17 protein-coding genes, 1 tRNA gene and 1 other RNA gene are annotated in these 17,797 nt (G+C 71.5%); 12 read left to right on the plus strand and 7 right to left on the minus strand.

All coding sequences use genetic code 11. The features are described 5' to 3' along the window. Positions 1-32: 32 nt before the first annotated feature. Positions 33-2,789 carry a pyruvate dehydrogenase (acetyl-transferring), homodimeric type gene (gene aceE, locus V6S66_RS04880; RefSeq protein WP_334205629.1) on the minus strand — a complete coding sequence of 919 codons (2,757 nt, stop codon included), beginning with the start codon at positions 2,787-2,789 and terminating at the stop codon, positions 33-35. A 181-nt stretch (positions 2,790-2,970) separates the two neighbouring features. Between aceE and V6S66_RS04885 the strand changes: the two genes are divergently transcribed. The 8 genes from V6S66_RS04885 (at position 2,971) to V6S66_RS04920 (ending at position 9,756) form a co-directional block, all read left to right on the plus strand. Then, positions 2,971-3,357, plus strand: a complete 387-nt coding sequence (locus V6S66_RS04885; RefSeq protein WP_334205630.1) for a DUF3052 domain-containing protein — start codon at positions 2,971-2,973, stop codon at positions 3,355-3,357. Between the two features lie 51 nt (positions 3,358-3,408). Next, a complete protein-coding gene (locus tag V6S66_RS04890; RefSeq protein ID WP_334205631.1) occupies positions 3,409-3,864 on the plus strand; it encodes a peroxiredoxin in 456 nt (151 codons plus the stop codon). Between the two features lie 190 nt (positions 3,865-4,054). Further along, a tRNA-Val gene (locus V6S66_RS04895) sits at positions 4,055-4,128 on the plus strand. A gap of 199 nt (positions 4,129-4,327) precedes the next feature. Further along, positions 4,328-4,948: a TetR/AcrR family transcriptional regulator gene (locus tag V6S66_RS04900; RefSeq protein WP_334205632.1), complete on the plus strand. Its 621-nt coding sequence runs from the start codon at positions 4,328-4,330 to the stop codon at positions 4,946-4,948. A 72-nt stretch (positions 4,949-5,020) separates the two neighbouring features. Next, positions 5,021-7,114 (plus strand): RecQ family ATP-dependent DNA helicase, encoded by a 2,094-nt coding sequence (locus V6S66_RS04905; protein ID WP_334205633.1) that lies wholly within the window; start codon positions 5,021-5,023, stop codon positions 7,112-7,114. Between the two features lie 22 nt (positions 7,115-7,136). Continuing rightward, positions 7,137-8,309: a Nif3-like dinuclear metal center hexameric protein gene (locus V6S66_RS04910; RefSeq protein WP_334205634.1), complete on the plus strand. Its 1,173-nt coding sequence runs from the start codon at positions 7,137-7,139 to the stop codon at positions 8,307-8,309. Between the two features lie 26 nt (positions 8,310-8,335). After that, positions 8,336-9,046 (plus strand): zinc ribbon domain-containing protein, encoded by a 711-nt coding sequence (locus V6S66_RS04915; protein ID WP_442885913.1) that lies wholly within the window; start codon positions 8,336-8,338, stop codon positions 9,044-9,046. Next, positions 9,043-9,756: a histidine phosphatase family protein gene (locus V6S66_RS04920; RefSeq protein WP_334205636.1), complete on the plus strand. Its 714-nt coding sequence runs from the start codon at positions 9,043-9,045 to the stop codon at positions 9,754-9,756. The genes V6S66_RS04915 and V6S66_RS04920 overlap by 4 nt, the downstream gene beginning before the upstream one ends. A 114-nt stretch (positions 9,757-9,870) precedes the next feature. On the opposite strand, the gene V6S66_RS04925 is transcribed toward V6S66_RS04920, so the two are convergent. The 3 genes from V6S66_RS04925 to V6S66_RS04935 all read right to left on the minus strand — a co-directional run bounded on the left by V6S66_RS04925 (position 9,871) and on the right by V6S66_RS04935 (position 12,364). Further along, a complete protein-coding gene (locus V6S66_RS04925) occupies positions 9,871-10,677 on the minus strand; it encodes a YaaA family protein (protein WP_334205637.1) in 807 nt (268 codons plus the stop codon). Positions 10,678-10,789: 112 nt separating this feature from the next. Next, complete coding sequence (locus V6S66_RS04930; protein ID WP_334205638.1) at positions 10,790-11,752, minus strand: SLC13 family permease; 963 nt, start codon at positions 11,750-11,752, stop codon at positions 10,790-10,792. Positions 11,753-11,782: 30 nt separating this feature from the next. Continuing rightward, the gene (locus V6S66_RS04935; RefSeq protein WP_334205639.1) at positions 11,783-12,364 is read right to left on the minus strand and encodes a TMEM165/GDT1 family protein; all 582 of its coding nucleotides are present in this window, start codon (positions 12,362-12,364) and stop codon (positions 11,783-11,785) included. A 308-nt stretch (positions 12,365-12,672) separates the two neighbouring features. Here V6S66_RS04935 and rnpB point away from each other — a divergent pair. Together rnpB and V6S66_RS04945 are read left to right on the plus strand one after the other, a co-directional pair. Then, positions 12,673-13,068: RNase P RNA component class A (gene rnpB / locus V6S66_RS04940), an RNA gene on the plus strand. A gap of 30 nt (positions 13,069-13,098) precedes the next feature. Continuing rightward, positions 13,099-13,539, plus strand: a complete 441-nt coding sequence (locus V6S66_RS04945; RefSeq protein ID WP_334205640.1) for a hypothetical protein — start codon at positions 13,099-13,101, stop codon at positions 13,537-13,539. Between the two features lie 4 nt (positions 13,540-13,543). On the opposite strand, the gene map is transcribed toward V6S66_RS04945, so the two are convergent. Further along, positions 13,544-14,413 carry a type I methionyl aminopeptidase gene (gene map / locus V6S66_RS04950; RefSeq protein ID WP_334205641.1) on the minus strand — a complete coding sequence of 290 codons (870 nt, stop codon included), beginning with the start codon at positions 14,411-14,413 and terminating at the stop codon, positions 13,544-13,546. Between the two features lie 52 nt (positions 14,414-14,465). On the opposite strand from map, the gene V6S66_RS04955 reads away from it, so the two are divergent. Next, positions 14,466-14,654, plus strand: a complete 189-nt coding sequence (locus V6S66_RS04955; protein ID WP_334205642.1) for a hypothetical protein — start codon at positions 14,466-14,468, stop codon at positions 14,652-14,654. A gap of 10 nt (positions 14,655-14,664) precedes the next feature. Beyond that, the gene (locus tag V6S66_RS04960; protein WP_334205643.1) at positions 14,665-14,958 is read left to right on the plus strand and encodes a hypothetical protein; all 294 of its coding nucleotides are present in this window, start codon (positions 14,665-14,667) and stop codon (positions 14,956-14,958) included. Positions 14,959-14,982: 24 nt separating this feature from the next. Here V6S66_RS04960 and panB read toward each other — a convergent pair whose 3' ends face one another. Next, entirely contained in the window at positions 14,983-15,894 is a 912-nt protein-coding gene (gene panB / locus V6S66_RS04965) for a 3-methyl-2-oxobutanoate hydroxymethyltransferase (RefSeq protein WP_334205644.1), read from the minus strand. Between the two features lie 113 nt (positions 15,895-16,007). After that, on the minus strand, positions 16,008-17,777 hold the full coding sequence (locus tag V6S66_RS04970) for an NAD+ synthase (protein ID WP_334205645.1): 1,770 nt from the start codon (positions 17,775-17,777) through the stop codon (positions 16,008-16,010). Positions 17,778-17,797 lie beyond the last annotated feature (20 nt).

The following is a 17,797-nucleotide window of genomic DNA, read 5'->3' on the forward strand; positions in this document are numbered from 1 at the left end:
CGGCTGAGAGTCCTCTCAGCCGCCCCGCGGCCTCAGGCGTCGCCACCCTCCTGCGCCACGCCGGCGACCGCCATCGGATCGTCGATACGGAAGCGCTCGGCGGCGTCGCGGACGACCGACGCGTCGATCTTGCCCTCGCGGTACAGGCCGGTGAGCGTGGCCACGACGATCGACTCGGCGTCGATCTGGAAGTAGCGACGCGCGGCGGCACGGGTGTCGGCGAAGCCGAAGCCATCGGCACCCAGGGCGATCCAGGGGCCGGGCACCCAGCGGGCGATCTGGTCGGGCACGGCGCGCATGTAGTCGCTCACGGCGACCGTGACGTCGACCTCGTCGGCCAGGGCGCTCGTGACGTACGGCACGGCCTGGTCGGCCTCCGGCTTCGCGAGGTTGGCACGCTCGGCCCGGGCGGCGTCGCGGGCCAGCTCGTTCCAGGACGTGACCGACCAGACATCGGTGCTGACGTCGAACTCGTCAGCGAGGATCTTCTGCGCCCGGACCGCCCACGGGACGGCGACGCCCGACGCGAGGATGCGCGTGGCCGCCGGGCCGCTCTCGGCCGGCTTGAACTTGTAGGCGCCCTTGAGCAGTCCGCTCACGTCGAGACCCTCGGGCTCCGCCGCCTGCACGGCGGGCTCGTTGTAGACGGTGAGGTAGAACAGCACGTCCTCGCCGTGCGGGTGCTGCTCGCTCGTGCCGTACATGCGGTCCAGTCCCGACTGCATGATGTGGGCGATCTCGTAGGCGAAGGCCGGGTCGTAGTGCACGACGGCCGGGTTGGTCTGCGCGATGAGCGGGGAGTGGCCGTCGGCGTGCTGCAGGCCCTCGCCCGTCAGTGTCGTCCGGCCCGCGGTCGCGCCGATCAGGAAGCCGCGCGAGAGCTGGTCGGCCATCGCCCAGATCGAGTCGGCGGTGCGCTGGAACCCGAACATCGAGTAGAAGAGGTACACCGGGATCATCGGCTCACCGTGCGTCGAGTACGCCGTGCCCGCCGCCGTGGCCGACGCGACGGCGCCCGCCTCGCTGATGCCCTCGTGGAGGAGCTGGCCTTCGGTCGACTCCTTGTAGGCCAGCAGCAGCTTGCGATCGACCGACTCGTACGTCTGGCCGTGCGGGCTGTAGATCTTCGCCGACGGGAACATCGAGTCCATGCCGAACGTGCGGTACTCGTCCGGGGCGATCGGCACGATGCGCTGGCCGATCTCCTTGTCCTTCATGAGGTCGCGCAGCAGGCGCACGAAGGCCATGGTGGTGGCGATCTCCTGCTTGCCCGAGCCCTTCTTGAGCTCGGCGTAGGCATCGTCGCCGGGGAGCGTGAGCGGCTTGACGTCGACCTTGCGCTTCGGCAGCGATCCGCCGAGCGACTCGCGGCGAGCCAGCATGTACTGGATCTCCTCGCTGTCGGCGCCCGGGTGGTAGAACGGCGCGAGGTCCTGGTCGATCTGCTCGTCGGTGACCGGGATGTTGAGTCGGTCGCGGAAGCCCTTCAGGTCGTCCTTCGTGAGCTTCTTCATCTGGTGGGTCGCGTTGCGGCCCTTGAAGGAGTCGAGCAGCCAGCCCTTCACGGTGTGCGCCAGGATCACGGTGGGTTGACCGGTGTGCTTCGTGGCCGCGTCGAACGCGGCGTAGACCTTGCGGTAGTCGTGGCCGCCGCGGGGGAGGCGCTCGATCTGCTCGTCGGAGAGGTGCTCGACCATCTGCGTCAGGCGCGGGTCGGGGCCGAAGAAGTTCTCGCGGTTGTAGTCGCCGGTCTCGACCGACAGGGTCTGGAACTGGCCGTCGGGCGTGCGGTTCATCTGGTTGACGAGCGCGCCGTCGGTGTCGCGCGCGAGCAGGTCGTCCCACTCGCGGCCCCACACGACCTTGATGACGTTCCAGCCGGCGCCACGGAAGTACGCCTCGAGCTCCTGGATGATCTTGCCGTTGCCGCGCACCGGACCGTCGAGCTGCTGCAGGTTGCAGTTGATGACCCAGGTGAGGTTGTCGAGCTCCTCGCGCGCGGCGACGCTGATCGCGCCGAGCGACTCGGGCTCGCCCATCTCGCCGTCGCCCAGGAACGTCCAGACGCGCTGCTGGCTCGTGTCCTTGATGCCGCGGTGCTGCAGGTAGCGGTTGAACCGTGCCTGGTAGATCGAGTTGATGCCGCCCAGGCCCATCGAGACCGTGGGGAACTCCCAGTAGTCGGGCATCAGGCGCGGGTGCGGGTACGACGACAGGCCCTCGCCCTCGCCGTGCGACTTCTCCTGGCGGAAGCGGTCCATCTGCGTCTCGGTCAGGCGTCCCTCGAGGTACGAGCGGGCGTAGATGCCGGGCGCGGCGTGGCCCTGGAAGTAGATGTGGTCGCCACCGCCGGGGTGGTCCTTGCCGCGGAAGAAGTGGTTGAAGCCGACCTCGTAGAGGCTCGCCGCGCTCTGGTAGCTGGCGATGTGGCCGCCGACACCGAGTCCGGGGCGGTTGGCGCGCGAGACCATGACGGCGGCGTTCCAGCGGATGTACGCCCGGATGCGGCGCTCGATCGCCTCGTTGCCCGGGAACCAGGGCTCGCGCTCCGGCGGGATCGTGTTGATGTAGTCGGTGCTGCGCAGGGCGGGCACGCCGACCTGGCGCTCACGGGCCCGCTCGAGCAGGCGGAGCATGACGTACCGGGCTCGGTCGCGGCCGCGCTCGTCCACCATGGCGTCCAGCGACGCCACCCAGTCGGACGTCTCGTCCGGGTCGATGTCGGGCAGCTGGGTGGGCAGTCCCTCGTGGATGACGGGACGACGATCGTTCGCGCCGGGTTGCGGCATGGGTGACTCCCTACGAGATGTCTTGTGGACCCTCCCATCCTTCCACGCGAGGTTCGCTAGGGTGAGACCGGGAACCTTCGGGTTTTCCTTACTTTTCAGTAGGATTTCGTGTCCCGCTGGGATCGCAGCGACATTGCTGCGAGGCTGGTGGGCAGCACAGAGGGTCAACGAGAGGAAGAGTGTGGACGCGGCGAAGTTGGGGTTCGAGCCCGACACCGTCATCCAGGAGCTCGGTTGGGATGACGACGTCGACGACGCGGTACGCGCGGCTGTCGAGACCCTGACCGGTAGCGAGCTGGTGGACGGTGAGGTCGGCCTGGTGGTCGACGGAGTGATCCTGTGGTGGCGCGACGGCGACGGTGATCTGGCCGATGCGCTGATGGATGCGCTCCAGGACCTGGCCGAGGGCGGTTCGATCTGGCTGCTCACCCCGAAGGTCGGGCGCCCGGGCTACGTCTCCGGTGCCGACATCGGCGAGGCGGCCCCGGTCGCTGGCATGTCCACCACCACGACGTCGTCGGCCACCGACGACTGGGCTGCGACGAAGCTGTCCACGCACAAGCGCTGATCCGAGGGCCGTGGGGGCGTGCCGCTGCGGGGCGCCCCTAGGCTCGAGCGTATGACGATCGAGATCGGCCAGCAGGCCCCCGACTTCACGCTCAAGAACCAGCACGGCGAGGACGTCTCCCTGGCCGCGTTGCGTGGCCGCACCGTGGTGCTGGTGTTCTACCCGTTCGCCTTCACCGGGGTGTGCACCGGTGAGCTGTGCGAGCTGCGCGACAACCTCGCCGACCTCACGGCCGGTGGGGCCGAGGTCCTCGCGGTCTCGTGCGACTCCCGGTTCGCTCTGCGCGTCTTCGCCGACCAAGAGGGCTACGACTTCTCGTTGCTCAGCGACTTCTGGCCGCATGGCGAGGTCGCCCGCGCCTACGGCGTCTTCCACGAGCAGGCGGGGGCGGCCGTCCGCGGGACCTTCGTGATCGACGGCGAGGGCACCGTGCGCTGGAAGGTCGAGAACGCGATCCCCGACGCCCGCTCGCTCGACGACTACCGGGCTGCGCTGGCTGCCATCTGAGCCTGGCGTTCCAGGCATTGCGGCGGGAAGCTGCCGAGAAATGCGCATTTCGGTGCGGAATGACCCGCGGATACGCCACGATGGGTGACGCACGGCCGCCCGGGACCCGAGACCCTGGCGGCCGTGTCTCTTTTCGGCCCGGCATCGCAGTCCTCAGGTGGGCCGGTGGGGTAGGGTGCGGTCCGTTCCAGGGCGAATAGCTCAGCTGGTTAGAGCACTCGGCTTACACCCGAGATGTCGGGGGTTCGAGTCCCTCTTCGCCCACATCTGCGCGGAGCGCCTCCTGGGCGAAGAGGGACGAGAACCCCCGCAGGGTGGGGGTCCCCCCAGCGGCGAGCGCCAGCGAGTCGCGAGGGGGAGTCGAGTCCCGCGCTTTTGAGGGGCAGAGTGCCCACCCGGCGCGGAGCGCCACTTTTGGATGCAGTCTCGTATCGCCGACGTGATCCGGTGTACGGTCTCCGGCGTGACAACCAAGCGCCGTGAGGCGACCCGGGAGCGGCTCGTGGAGGCCGCCCGAGGCCTGCTGGCCGAGATCGGCATCCAGGGCGCCACGGTCGAGTCGATCTGCGAGCGAGCCGGATTCACTCGTGGCGCGTTCTACTCGAACTACGCCAGCAAGGACGAGCTGATCCTCGACATCTTCGGTCGCGAGAAGGTGCAGATGATCGCGCTGATGCAGTCGGCGGTCGACTCCGAGATGGGCAAGACCGGTGACGTCGACGGGGTGCCGGCCGCGCTGCGCGCCGTCGACCGGTTCCTCGCGGCGTACCCGCGCGACCGCAGGAGCTTCCTGGTCCACCTGGAGTTCGTGACGCACGGGATCCGGGAGCGGGCGGTCGCCGAGGTCTACCGCGAGGTCTGGATCGAGACCCGCGAGGACATCCAGCGCGTGCTGGAGCGCGGCGTCGAGCTGCTCGGCGGGCGACTCCTCGTGACGGCCGAGCAGGCGGTCACGCTGCTGATCGGGGCCTACGAGCTGGCGATGCGTGACGCTCTGCTGCAGTCCGACGCGGCCGAGGCCGACCTGGCCCAGCTCGAGGAGCTCATCCCGGCGCTGTTCGCCGCGCTCGTCGCGCAGGACTGACGCTGTTGAGGCTCGACGCGCTGCTGTGGACGGGCAGCATGCGGTGTCGGACGTCGCTGACACGATGGCCGCATGACGACGACCACCGATGACGCTCTGGCGGCACTGCGCCGCCTCACCGCGCGCGACGACGCCGTCTTCCACGACGGTCAGCTCGAGGCCATCACCGCCCTGGTCGACGAGCACCGTCGGGCGCTCGTGGTCCAGCGCACGGGCTGGGGCAAGTCCGCGGTGTACTTCATCGCCACGGCGCTGCTCCGGGCCCGCGGCACCGGGCCGACGCTTCTGGTGTCCCCGCTGATCGCCCTGATGCGCGACCAGGTGGCCGCGGCGGAGCGGGCCGGTGTGCGAGCGGTCTCGATCAGCTCGGCCAACGCCCACGAGTGGGACGAGATCCGCGCCCGACTCGTTGCCGACGACGTCGACGTCCTGCTCGTCTCGCCCGAGCGGCTCACGAACCCGCGCTTCCGCGAGGAGCAGCTGCCCGAGCTGCGCCGCCGGACGGGCCTGCTCGTGGTCGACGAGGCGCACTGCGTCTCCGACTGGGGGCACGACTTCCGGCCCGACTACCGCCGGTTGGCCGAACTGGTCGCGTCGATGCCTGAGGGCGTCCCGGTGCTGGCCACCACCGCCACCGCCAACGCGCGGGTGGTCGAGGACGTCGCCGAGCAGCTCGGCGACGACGTGCTCACCCTGCGCGGCTCGTTGGCACGCACCAGCCTGCGCCTGGGCTGCCTCACCCTCGGGTCGTCGCGCGAGCGCCTGGGCTGGCTCGTCTCGCACCTGGGCGAGCTGCACGGCAGCGGCATCATCTACACGCTCACGGTCTCGGCGGCCGAGGACACCGCGCGGCTGCTCAACGAGGCCGGCCACGGGGTCGCGGGCTACACCGGGCGCACCGACCCCGACGAGCGAGCGCGCCTGGAGCAGGCACTCAAGGACGACGAGGTCAAGGCCCTCGTCGCCACGAGCGCGCTGGGCATGGGGTTCGACAAGCCCAACCTCGGATTCGTCATCCACCTCGGCGCCCCGTCCTCGCCCGTGGCCTACTACCAGCAGGTCGGCCGTGCGGGTCGCGCCACCGAGACCGCCGACGTCCTGCTGCTCCCGGGCCGGGAGGACGCCGAGATCTGGCACTACTTCGCCACCGCCTCGATGCCCACGCCGGGCAAGGTCGACCAGGTGCTCGGCGTGCTCGGCCCGGAGCCGATGTCAGTGCCGGCCATCGAGTCCCGCGTCGACCTGCGGCGCACGGGGCTCGAGCTGCTGCTCAAGGTGCTCGACGTCGACGGAGCGGTGCGCCGGGTCCAGGGCGGCTGGGTGTCCACGGGCGAGCCGTGGGTCTACGACGAGGAGCGCTACGAACGCATCGCGCAGGCCCGTCGCGACGAGCAGCAGGCCATGCTCGAGTACCAGCGCGCCACCACGTGCCGCATGGCGCTGCTCCAGCACCACCTCGACGACCCGTCGGCCGCGCCGTGCGGGCGTTGCGACGTCTGCACCGATCCCTGGTACCCCACCGCCACCGACGGCGAGGCGGTCGAGCAGGCCAACCGTTCGCTCGACCGGGTGGGCGTGCCGATCGAGCCACGGGCCATGTGGCCCGCGGGCGTCAAGCGCCTGGGGGTCGAGGCGAGCGGCAAGATCCCGGTCGCCGAGCGGCCCGAGACCGGCCGGGTCGTGGCCCGCCTCACCGACCTCGGGTGGGGCACCGCACTGCGCGAGGTCTTCGACGCCGGCGCCGCCGACGGTCCGGTCAGCGACGCGCTGCTCACCGCCAGCTCGCGCGCGTTGCGCGACTGGCCCTGGACGCAGCGGCCGGTCGCGATCGTCACCGTGGCGTCGGTGAGCCGGCCGGTGCTGGTCGATTCGGTCGCGCAGGGCCTGTCCGGGCTGGGCCGGCTGCCGATCCTGCCGTCGCTCGAGATCGCGCCCGGTGCTCCCGACGACCCGCCGAGCGGCAACAGCGCGTTCCGCCTCGCCGCGGTGTGGGACCGGTTCATCGTGAGCGACGCGCTCCGTGAGGCGCTCGAGGCGACCTCCGGTCCGATCCTGCTGGTCGACGACCTCGTCGACAGTCGTTGGACCTTGGCCGTCGCCACGCGCACCCTGCGCCTCGCCGGTGCCGATGCGGTCCTGCCCTTCGCGCTCGCCTCGGTCGGCTGAGCCCGACGGCTAGGCTCTCGGCATGCCTGGCCCGAGCTCGACCCTGCGAGACGTCGTCGCCGTGCTCGACGAGCTCTACGACCCCCGGACCGCCGAGTCCTGGGACGCCGTCGGCACGATCCTCGGCGATCCGGACGCCGAGGTGCGCCGGGTGCTGTTCGCGGTCGACCCTGTGCAGGCGGTGGCCGACGAAGCGGTCGCGCTCGGCGCCGACCTCGTCGTGACGCACCACCCGCTGTGGCTGTCCGGGGTCACGGCGATGCCGGCGTCCGACCCCAAGGGTCGGGTGGCGCACACGCTGCTGTCGCACGGCATCGCGCTGCACACCTGCCACACCAACGCCGACGTGCCGCCGCTCGGCGTCTCGGCCGCGATGGCCGACGCCTTCGGGCTGGTCGGGGCTCGTCCGCTGCAGCCAGCCACGTCGCCGGGCCCTGATGTCTGGACCGTGTCCGTCCCCCGGAGTGACGCCGAGGCGGTGCTCGCCGCGATGCACGGCGCCGGTGCGGGGCAGCACGAGGGGTACGACCGTGCGGCCTTCACCTGGGCGGGCGCGGGCCAGTTCCGTCCGCTCGAGGGGGCGCAGCCCGCCATCGGCCGCATCGGCGAGCTCGAACGGGTCGACGAGGTGGCGCTGCGACTCGTGGCGACGCCGGACGTCCGCGAGCGGGTGCGTGCCGCCATGCTGGCCGTCCACCCGTACGAGGTCGTCGCGCACGACGTCGTCGCGGCCCAGCCGGTGCCCACCGACCGGGGGATGGGCCGCATCGGTCGTCTGCCCGAGCCGATGTCGCTCGCGGCCTTCGCCGAGCACGTCCGCCAGACGCTCCCGGCCCATCATGGCGCCACGCGACTCGCCGGAGACCCCGACCGGGTCATCGAGACCGTCGCGCTGTGCGGGGGGTCCGGCGACTTCCTGCTGGGGCCGGCCACGGCCGCGGGAGCCGACGTGCACGTCACCTCCGACCTCAAGCACCACGTCGTGAGCGAGCACCTCGAACGACCCGGTGGGTGTGCCGTCGTCGACGTCCCGCACTGGGCCGCCGAGTGGACCTGGCTCCCCGTCGCGGCGGCTGCACTGACCCAGCGCCTCGGCGCTACCGTGGTCTCCCAGGTCTCGACGCTCGTCACCGATCCCTGGACCGCGACCCTCGTCCACCCCGACCACCCTCTCGAACACCGGAGCCCACGCTGAAAGCCGCACCGCACGTCCAGCTCGTCCTGCTCGACCTCTCCACCGTCGACGCCCAGCTCGCGCAGCTGGCGCACCGTCGCGGTGCACTGCCCGAGCTCGCGGTCCTCGCCGAGGTGACGGCCGCCGAGGCCCAGCTCGACGACAAGCGCATCGAGCTCGACACGCTCGTCGGCGACCTGCGCCGTGAGCTGCGCCAGGCCGAGGCCGAGGTCGAGCAGGTCCGCACGCGCCGCGAACGCGACGAGCAGCGGCTCAACTCCGGGGCCATCACGAGTCCGAAGGACCTCACCAACCTCGAGCACGAGATGCAGGCGCTGCAGCGTCGCATCGGCACGCTCGAGGACGCCGAGCTCGAGGTCATGGATCAGGTCGAGACCCAGCAGGCGGCGCTCGACGCCGTGCTCGAGGAGCTCGCCACCACCCGGGCGAAGGTGGCCGACGTCACCGCCGCGCGCGACGCCGCCTTCGAGCAGCTCGACGGGCAGAGCGGGGAGCTGGCCGCGGAGCGCGCCCGGCTCGCGGCCGACCTGCCGGACGACCTGGTCGCCCTGTACGAGAAGGTGCGCGCCCAGTACGGATCCGGCGCTGCTGCGCTGCGCGCCCGGGGCTGCCTGGGGTGCCGCCTCGAGCTCAACGGCTCCGACCTCCGGGTCATCGCGGCCGCCGAGGACGACGAGGTCGTCCGCTGCCCCGAGTGCAGCCGGATCCTCGTGCGGACGGCCGAGTCGGGACTGTGACCAGCCGGCCGGCCGGCGAGGCAGGCGCGGAAGGGCCGGGCGACGACGCTCTCCCGTCGACCAGCATCGGGGCCGGGTGGCGAGGCCGGCTCGACAGCGAGCCCACCGTCATGGTGCTGCTGCGTCACGGCGTGACGGCCAGCACCGTGCGCCGCCTGTTCTGCGGCAGTGGCGGTGCCGATCCGGGCTTGGTCGACGAGGGACGCGAGCAGGCCGCGCGGGCGGCCGCCTGGATCGCTCGCCACCACCGGGTTGACGCCATCGTGGCCTCGCCCCTGCAGCGCACCCAGGAGACGGCGGGCTTCGTCGCCCGGGAGCTGGGGCTCGAGGTCGCGCTCGAGCCCGGCGTCGCGGAGGCGGACTTCGGGGAGTGGGACGGCCACACCTTCGCGGAGATCATGGAGCGCTGGCCCGCCGAGATGCAGGCGTGGCTGGAGTCCACGGCGGTCGCGCCTCCGGGCGGCGAGACCTTCGACGCGGTCGACGCGCGGGTCGTCGAAGCGCGGAAGCGCCTGGGCGCGACCTACGCGGGCCGCACGATCGTCGTGGTCAGCCACGTCACGCCGATCAAGATGATGGTGCGCGAGGCCCTCGGCGCTCCCATGTCGGCGATCCACACGCTCGAGCTCGCGCCGGCCAGCATCAGCACCATCGTGTGGTGGCCCGATGCGCTGCCGTCGGTCCGCAACTTCTCCGTCGTGCCGGACTGACCCCGGTAGATCCACGGGCCGAGCCGCGCGCCCCTCGAAACCTCGATCACGATGCGGGTGGCGGTGCCCCTTTCGAGGCTCCTCGTTCCTCGTCGCACCTCAAGCGGCGGGGCTTCACCCGGTGGCCGCCGCCGCGTGGTCGGCGTCTGTCGTCACGACGTCGATCTGTGTGGGCTTGCCGGGCACGACGTCGGGCTGCTCGACGTGCCAGCCGAGGTCGGACCACACCTGCACGAGCTCGCCGACGGAGCACGGCTCGGCGCCCGAGGTCAGCAGTGCGCGGACCAGCCGGCCCTTGGTCGCCTTGTTGAAGTGACTGACGACCTTGCGGACCCCGCCCGCCTCGTGCAGCACCCGGACCGTCACCGTGCGGTCGGCGATCTCCGGCTGCGGCTTGCCGAGGTTGACGTAGGTGCCCGACCGCAGGTCGATCAGCAGGCCGTCGCCGGTGGCCGCAGTCAGCTCGCGCGGGAGTGAGTCGCGCCACCTGGACGCCACGGGTCCGAGGCGGGGCAGGGAAACGCTCCCCGACAGGCGGTAGGCCGGGATCGGGTCGTCGATGCGCAGGACGCCGAACAGGGCGCTGGCCACCGCGACGGTCGCCGAGGCGCGGTCACGGGCGCCCTGGTCGAGCGTGGCGAGGTCGAGCTCGCCGAACAGGACACCGGTGTAGACCTCGGCGGCCTGTGCGCACGGCAGGTCCCACAGGCGGGCGTCGGCCTCGATCGCGTCGCTCTGGGTGGGGCCGAGGCCGAGCACCTCGGCCGCGCGGGCCGGCCGGCCCGAGGCGAGCCGCACCAGCGCGCGTGCGAGCTGGTCACGGGTGGCCGTCAGGCGCGGGAACGAGAGCGCGCCGAGGTCGAGGGACGGGCCGTCAGCCGGAGCCGTCTTGCCTTCGGACGGGGGCAGGAGCACGAGCACCGGTCGAGCCTAGGGGGCCTCAGATGACGACGGGCGACCAGGCCCAGAGCATCGAGGCGCCCAGGACGACCAGCACGGGGGTCGTCAGCAGCCCGAGCCGGTGGAACTTGCCTCACCCGACCGAGGCGCGCCCCCCGGCGCCCCGCCAGAGCAGGTTCGCCAGGGATCCGACGGCCGTCAGGTTGGCGCCGACGTTGACGCCGATCAACAGAGCGGCGACCCCCACGGGTCCGGTCGCGGCAGCCGCCGGCAGGAGTAGGAGCGTGGCCGGAAGGTTGTTGATGGTGTTGGCGACCAGCATGGAGACGAGGGCGATGCCGACGAGCGCCGTCCACGTCGTGCCGTGGGGCAGGAGGTCGGTGATCCAGTCGCCCGCGGGGGTGCCTGCCACGAGCGTGACGACCCATCCCCACACGATGACGAGCACCGCCAGCGGCAGGTTGGCGGCGACCAGCAGGTCGCGGCCAGTGGTGGCGCGGGTGGCCACGGCGTGCACCCCGAGCAGCAGGGCGCCGGCCGTGGCGACGATCCAGGGCTTCTCGCCGGCGGCGAGCCCGAACAGCACCGCGATGACGACGCCGGCGGGAACGAGCGGCGTCGCGGGCACCGGCCCCGACGGTGGAACCGGAGGCGGGTCGCGACGACACCACCAGGTCACGATCGCGATCTCGGCGGCGACGCCCACGACCCACACCGGCAGCATGACGCGCGCGAACTCGAGGAACGTCCATCCGGTGGCTGCCACGGCGAGCAGGTTCGTGAGGTTGGAGATCGGCAGCAGCGTCGAGGCGGAGTTCGCGAGCCGCACGCTGAGGAGCGATCCGCGCCGGCCGAGCCCGGCCGCCAGCAGCACCGGTGTCAGGAGCACCACGGTCGCGTCGAGGGTCAGCACCACCGTGATGCCCGCCGCGAGGAGCCCGGCCGCCACCGCGAGCCGTCGCGGGTCGCGGGACACCCGGGCGACGAGGCCGCCCCAGGCGTGGAACAGGCCCTCGTCGGCGCAGGCGCGGCCCAGCACGGTCATCGCGACGAGGAACCCGACGACCTCGACGAGCGAGCCGAGGTCGTGAGTCACGGGCCGAACCTAGCGCGGAGCCCCCGGCGATCAGAGGAGATGGATGCCCTCGACCACGAGCACGACGGCGAAGATCGCGAACGCCGCCGCGGCGCCGTAGCGGATCGCCTTCTCAGGCAGGTTCTTGCCGAGCACGGCGCCGACCACGATGGCGAGGGCGTCGGCGGCGACCATGCCGACCGTGGAGCCGATCCACACGCCGACCCAGTCGTTGTCGACGGCGAGGGTGATCGTGGCGAGCATCGTCTTGTCGCCGAGCTCGGCCAGGAAGAACGCCAGGCCGACGGCCAGGAGGGCACGACCGCCGGCGTTCTTCGCCTTCTGGGCCTCGTCGTCGGTGAGCTCGTCGCCGCGGAGGGTCCACAGGGCGAAGCCGAGGAATGCGACACCGGCCGCGATCGAGATCCACCCCTGGTACTCGGAGAACGCGTCGCCGATCCAGAAGCCGATGCCGACCGAGGCCAGGTGCACGATCGCCGTCGCGGCCGTGATGCCGAGGATCACGTCGCGGGCGCGGTAGCGGGAGGCGAACGTCATGGCCATGAGCTGGCTCTTGTCGCCGAGCTCGGCCACGAAGATGACGGCGGTGCTCAGCAGCAGCGCGTCGACCATAGGAAAAGGCTCCTCGTCTCCCGGACGAGAAGCCTGTCGTCGTGACGAGTCCTCGACCGGGTTCGTCACCACGACAGGTGTGCCGTGACGTCAGTTCCGGTCGAAAGTCTCGTCCGCCGGTCCTGACGGACTGGCCCGCTGCACCGGAGCCCAGACGTTGCGGCTCAGCATGTCGACGCAGCGATTGGGGACTACTCCCTTTCGCTGCCTCGAGCCTACCGGGCGACCCGGGGTCCGGGGCAAGCCGGTGTGGTCCATCCCACGCGATCCGTCCCGGACGGCGCAGGCCCTAGGATGACGTCTGCGAATGAGTCGGCCGGGCGGCCGCGGCAGCGCCTCCGGGCACTGCTGAGGAAAGTCCGGACTCCACAGAGCGCGGTGGTGGCCAACAGCCACCCACGGTGACGTGCGGGACAGTGCCACAGAGAACAGACCGCCGATGGCCCTCCAATCTTCGGAAGCAGGGGGATCAGGCAAGGGTGAAACGGTGAGGTAAGAGCTCACCAGCGGCGCCGGAGACGGTGTCGGCTCGGTAAACCCCACCGGGAGCAAGACCAAGGAGGATCTTCGGATCCGCGCTGACGGGCTGCTCGTCCGAGGTCAGCGGGTAGGTTGCAGGAGGCGTCCAGCAATGGGCGTCCCAGATGGATGGTCGCCCAGGGCTTCGGCCCTGACAGAATCCGGCTTACAGGCCGACTCATTCGCCCCATGACGAGACCGCGAGGAGAGACTGCATGAACAGTCGACGCTACCTGCGCCGATCACTCGTGTCGTCGGTGCTGGTGCGGCTCCTCGTCCTGGCGCTGGTCTACCTCACGTTGCTGCTCATCGAGCCGGCCACGCCCGAGGAGGAGGCCGCCGACGCCCCCGCGGCCACCGCCGCCCCCGAGCCCGGCGTCGTCTCGGACGAGTTCGAGCAGACGATCGAGGTGCAGTCGCGCAAGAAGCTGGGGCGTGACACCCAGGTCACCTGCCCGGACCGGGTGGAGCTGATCCAGGGCAACCAGGTCACGTGCCTCATCTCGGAGGCCACGGACGAGGCGGTCCCGGCGGGTACGCCGATCGCCGATGCCCTCGTCACCATCACGGGTGACCCGGGGGAGTCCGGCCGGGTCCCGTGGAAGTGGACGGCCGTCGAGCCGTCGGTCTCGGGCCTCACCCCCGAGCCGCTCTGACCCATCAGGGCAGGGTCAGGATCTCCACACCGTCGTCGGTGACGAGCAGCGTGTGCTCGAACTGGGCCGTGCGCGAGCCGTCGCGGGTCACGGCGGTCCAGTCGTCGTCCCACTGGTCCCACTCGATGCCACCGAGCGTCAGCATCGGCTCGATCGTGAACGTCATGCCGGTCTCGATGACGGTCGTGGCCGACGGGTCGTCGTAGTGCGGCACGATCAGGCCGTCGTGGAAGGCGGGTCCGACGCCGTGGCCGGTGAAGTCGCGGACCACGCCGTAGCCGAAGCGCGCCGCGTAGGCCTCGATGACCCGCCCGATGACGTTGATCTGACGTCCGGGGCGCACGGCCTTGATCGCGCGCATCGTGGCCTCGTGGGTGCGCTCGACGAGCAGCCGCGACTCCTCGTCGACGTCGCCGACGAGGTAGGTCTTGTTGGTGTCGCCGTGCACGCCGCCGGTGTAGGCCGTGATGTCGATGTTGACGATGTCGCCGTCGGCCAGCGGTCGGTCGTCGGGGATGCCGTGGCAGATGACCTCGTTGACGCTGCTGCACAGTGACTTCGGGTAGCCCCGGTAGCCGAGGGTCGACGGGTAGGCACCGTGGTCGAGCAGGAACTCGTGCCCGACCCGGTCCAGCTCGTCGGTCGTGACGCCGGGGGCGATGGCCGTCTCGACCGCGTCGAGCGCCTGCGCCGCGATGCGGCTCGCGACGCGCATCGCCGCGATGGTCTCGGCCGAGCGCACGCGCGGACCGCGGTAGGGCAGCGGCTCGGTCTGGCCGACGTACTCCGGCCGGTCGATGCTGCTCGGCACGGCACGTGCGGGACCGATGGTCCCCGGGGTCAGGAGGGTGGTCGTGACAGGCTGGGAGGGCACCGGCGGAGTCTAACGGGGGTGCGGGAGCCCACCTCTGCGGCACAATGCGGACATGGCCTACTTCTTCTGCCTCAAGCACCACACCGTCGAGGGCGAGGAGGGCTGCCGCGCCAAGGACCGTCTGGGCCCGTACGACACCGAGGCCGAGGCGTCGCGCGCGCTCGACAAGGTCGCCGAGCGCAACGAGGAGTGGGACGAGGATCCGAAGTGGAACGACACCAAGGGCGACCCGGCCCCATGAGGACCACCCCGTGAAGCCCGCGACCCGGGCGCCGGGACGCCGCCGCGTCGACCTCGACCGAGTCGGTCCGTGGATCGCGACGATCGGTCTGTTCGCGATCCTCTGGCTCGTGGTCTCGACGACGCTCTACGCGCCCTGGTGGGGCGTCGTGCTCCACCTCGTGGTGCTGGCGTGCTTCGCCGTGCGCCTGGCGCGCCGTGCGCCCGTCGCCCCGTCGTCGACCGTCTGGATCCCGGTCATCGCCCTGCTCGCGTGGGTCGCGGTCAACGCCGTCGGCGTCGGCCTGCTCGGCTGGCGCCTCTGAGTCACTGCCTGCCCGGGTGGAGTGTTAGGACTCGAAGGTGTGCTCCGGTGCGGGGAACGTGCCACCGGCCACGTCGGCGGCGAACTCCTTCGCGGCCGCGTCGACGATCGAGTGCAGGTCGGCGTAGCGCTTGACGAAGCGTGGTGCCCGCCCGGTGCGCAGACCGAGCATGTCCTGCCACACGAGCACCTGGGCGTCGCAGTCGGGGCCGGCGCCGATGCCGATCGTCGGAATGCTCAGCTCACGCGTGATCTCGGCGGCGATCGGGCCCGGCACCATCTCCATCACGACACCGAAGGCACCCGCCGCCTGGACCGCGAGCGCGTCCTGCATCAGCCGGTCGGCGGTCGCGCCGCGACCCTGCACCCGGTACCCGCCGAGCGCGTGCTCGGACTGCGGCGTGAAGCCGATGTGGGCCATGACCGGGACGCCGCCGCGGGTCAGCAGCTCGATCTGCGGCGCCATCTCGGCTCCGCCCTCGAGCTTGACCGAGTGGGCGCGCCCCTCCTTCATGAATCGCACCGCGGTGTCGTACGCCTGCTCGGGCGAGCGCTGGTACGACCCGAACGGGAGATCGGCGACGACGAGCGCCCGGTGCGCGGATCGAGTCACGGCCCGCACGAGGGGCAGGAGCTCGTCGACCGTGACGGGGAGCGACGACTCGTAGCCGTAGACGTTGTTGGCGGCCGAGTCGCCGACGAGCAGCACCGGGATGCCGGCCGCGTCGAAGGCACCGGCCATGTACTGGTCGTACGCGGTGAGCATGCCCCAGCGATGGCCCTCGGCCTTCCACTGCTGCAGGTGGTGCGTGCGGACCCGCTTGATCGCGGCAGGGGTCCCGGGCCCTGGGCGGGACTCGGCAGAGCCACCGCCGTACGGGGCGGCCTCCTCGACGGTGCTGTCGGCCGGGACCTGGGCAGGGGTCGGTTCAGTCATGGCACTGCCTTTCTCTCTCGCGGCCTCGGGAGAGGTCCACGGATACGCCACCAGCGTGGCACACCCCGGTGACCGCTCGGTAGGTGAGCCACGTCACCAGTGCGCCGGACCGGTCAGAGCGACTCGCGCCACCGCGTCGTGATCGGCAGGCGCCGGTCCCGACCGAAGTTGCGGCGGCTGACCTTGGGGCCCGGCGGGTACTGACGGCGCTTGTACTCGGCCCTGTCGACCAGGGTCACGATGCGCTCGACGAGCGCGGCGTCGTAGCCACGGGCCACGACGTCGGTCGAGCCGAGTCCCTGCTCGACGTACAGGTCGAGCACGGCGTCGAGCTGGTCGTACGGCGGCAGCGAGTCGCTGTCGACCTGACCCGGCCGCAGCTCGGCCGAGGGCGGCTTGCTGATCGCGTTCTCGGGGATGGGCGGGGTCTCGCCGCGCTGCTCGGCCCAGGCGTTGCGCCACCGCGAGAGGTCCCACACCAGGGTCTTGTAGACGTCCTTGATGGGGGCATAGGCCCCGACGGCGTCGCCGTAGATCGTGGAGTAGCCCGTCGCGAGCTCGGACTTGTTGCCGCACGCCAGCACGAGGTGGCCGTGCTGGTTCGACAGGCCCATCCAGATGACGGCGCGGATCCGCGCCTGCAGGTTCTCCTCGGCGAGGCCGTCGAGGTGCAGGGCCTCCTGGTACGCGTCGAACATCGGGGCGATCGGCACGGTCTCGAGGTGCATCCCGGTGCGCTCGGCCAGATCGGCGGCGTCGCTGCGGCTGTGCTCGGTCGACCAGACGCTGGGGTTGGAGACCCCGTGCACGTTCTCAGGCCCGAGGGCGTCGACGGCGATCGCTGCGACGAGGGTCGAGTCGATGCCGCCGGAGGCCCCGAGCAGGACGCTCGAGAAGCCGTTCTTGCGCACGTAGTCACGCAGCCCGAGCACGAGCGCCTGGTAGCGCTCGCCCAGGTCGTCCCACCGCTCGGCCGTCTCCGGGCGCAGCGGCACGTCGACCGGCTCGGCGTGCTCCTCGGCCACGATCGTGCGCTGCACCCGGAGCCCGTGGAATCGGGTGCCGGGCTCCGGCATGGGGGCCGTGGCCGCCGGGAGGTCGAGGTCGACGACGAGCAGCTCCTCGGTGAACTGCCCGGCGCGCGCGACCAGCTCGCCGTCGGCGTCGACGACGAGGGAGTCGCCGTCGAAGACGAGCTCGTCCTGACCGCCGACCAGGTTGACGTAGGCCAGCGCGCACTGGCCCTCGCGGGCCCGACGCGCGCACAGCGCGAGTCGGGTGTCGTCCTTGGCCGCCTCGTAGGGCGAGCCGTTCAGCACGACCAGCAGGCCGGCCTCGGCGGCGTCGGCCGCGGCCGACGGGCCGTCCTGCCAGATGTCCTCGCAGATCGCGATCGCGACGTCGACGCCCTTGACCTGCACCACCTGGGTCTCGTCGCCGGGCACGAAGTGGCGGAACTCGTCGAACACCCCGTAGTTGGGCAGGTGGTGCTTGTCGTAGCGCGCCACGACCTCGCCGCCGGTGACGACCGAGGCCGAGTTGGTGGGCTGGTTGGCCGGGATGCCGAGACGGTCCGGCACGTTCGCGAGCGTCTCCTCCTTGGCGGTGTCGAGGTGGCCCACGACGACCACGAGGTCACCGAGCCCCTCCGCGTCGAGCCGGGTCGCCAGGCCGGCGACGGCGGCGCGCGACGCGGCGATGAAGGTGGCCCGGTAGGCCAGGTCCTCGATGGGGTAGCCGGTGAGGACCATCTCGGGCGTCACGAGGACGTGGGCGCCCGCCGCGTGGGCCGCGCGCGCCTGCTCGACGACGGCGTCGGTGTTGGCGTCGACGGCGCCGACGACGGGGTTCATCTGGGCGAGGGCGAGGCGCAGGCGGGGCACGACGCGAGCCTAGCGACGGT

This window comes from Aeromicrobium sp. Sec7.5 (genome assembly GCF_036867135.1).
Lineage (GTDB): Bacteria > Actinomycetota > Actinomycetes > Propionibacteriales > Nocardioidaceae > Aeromicrobium.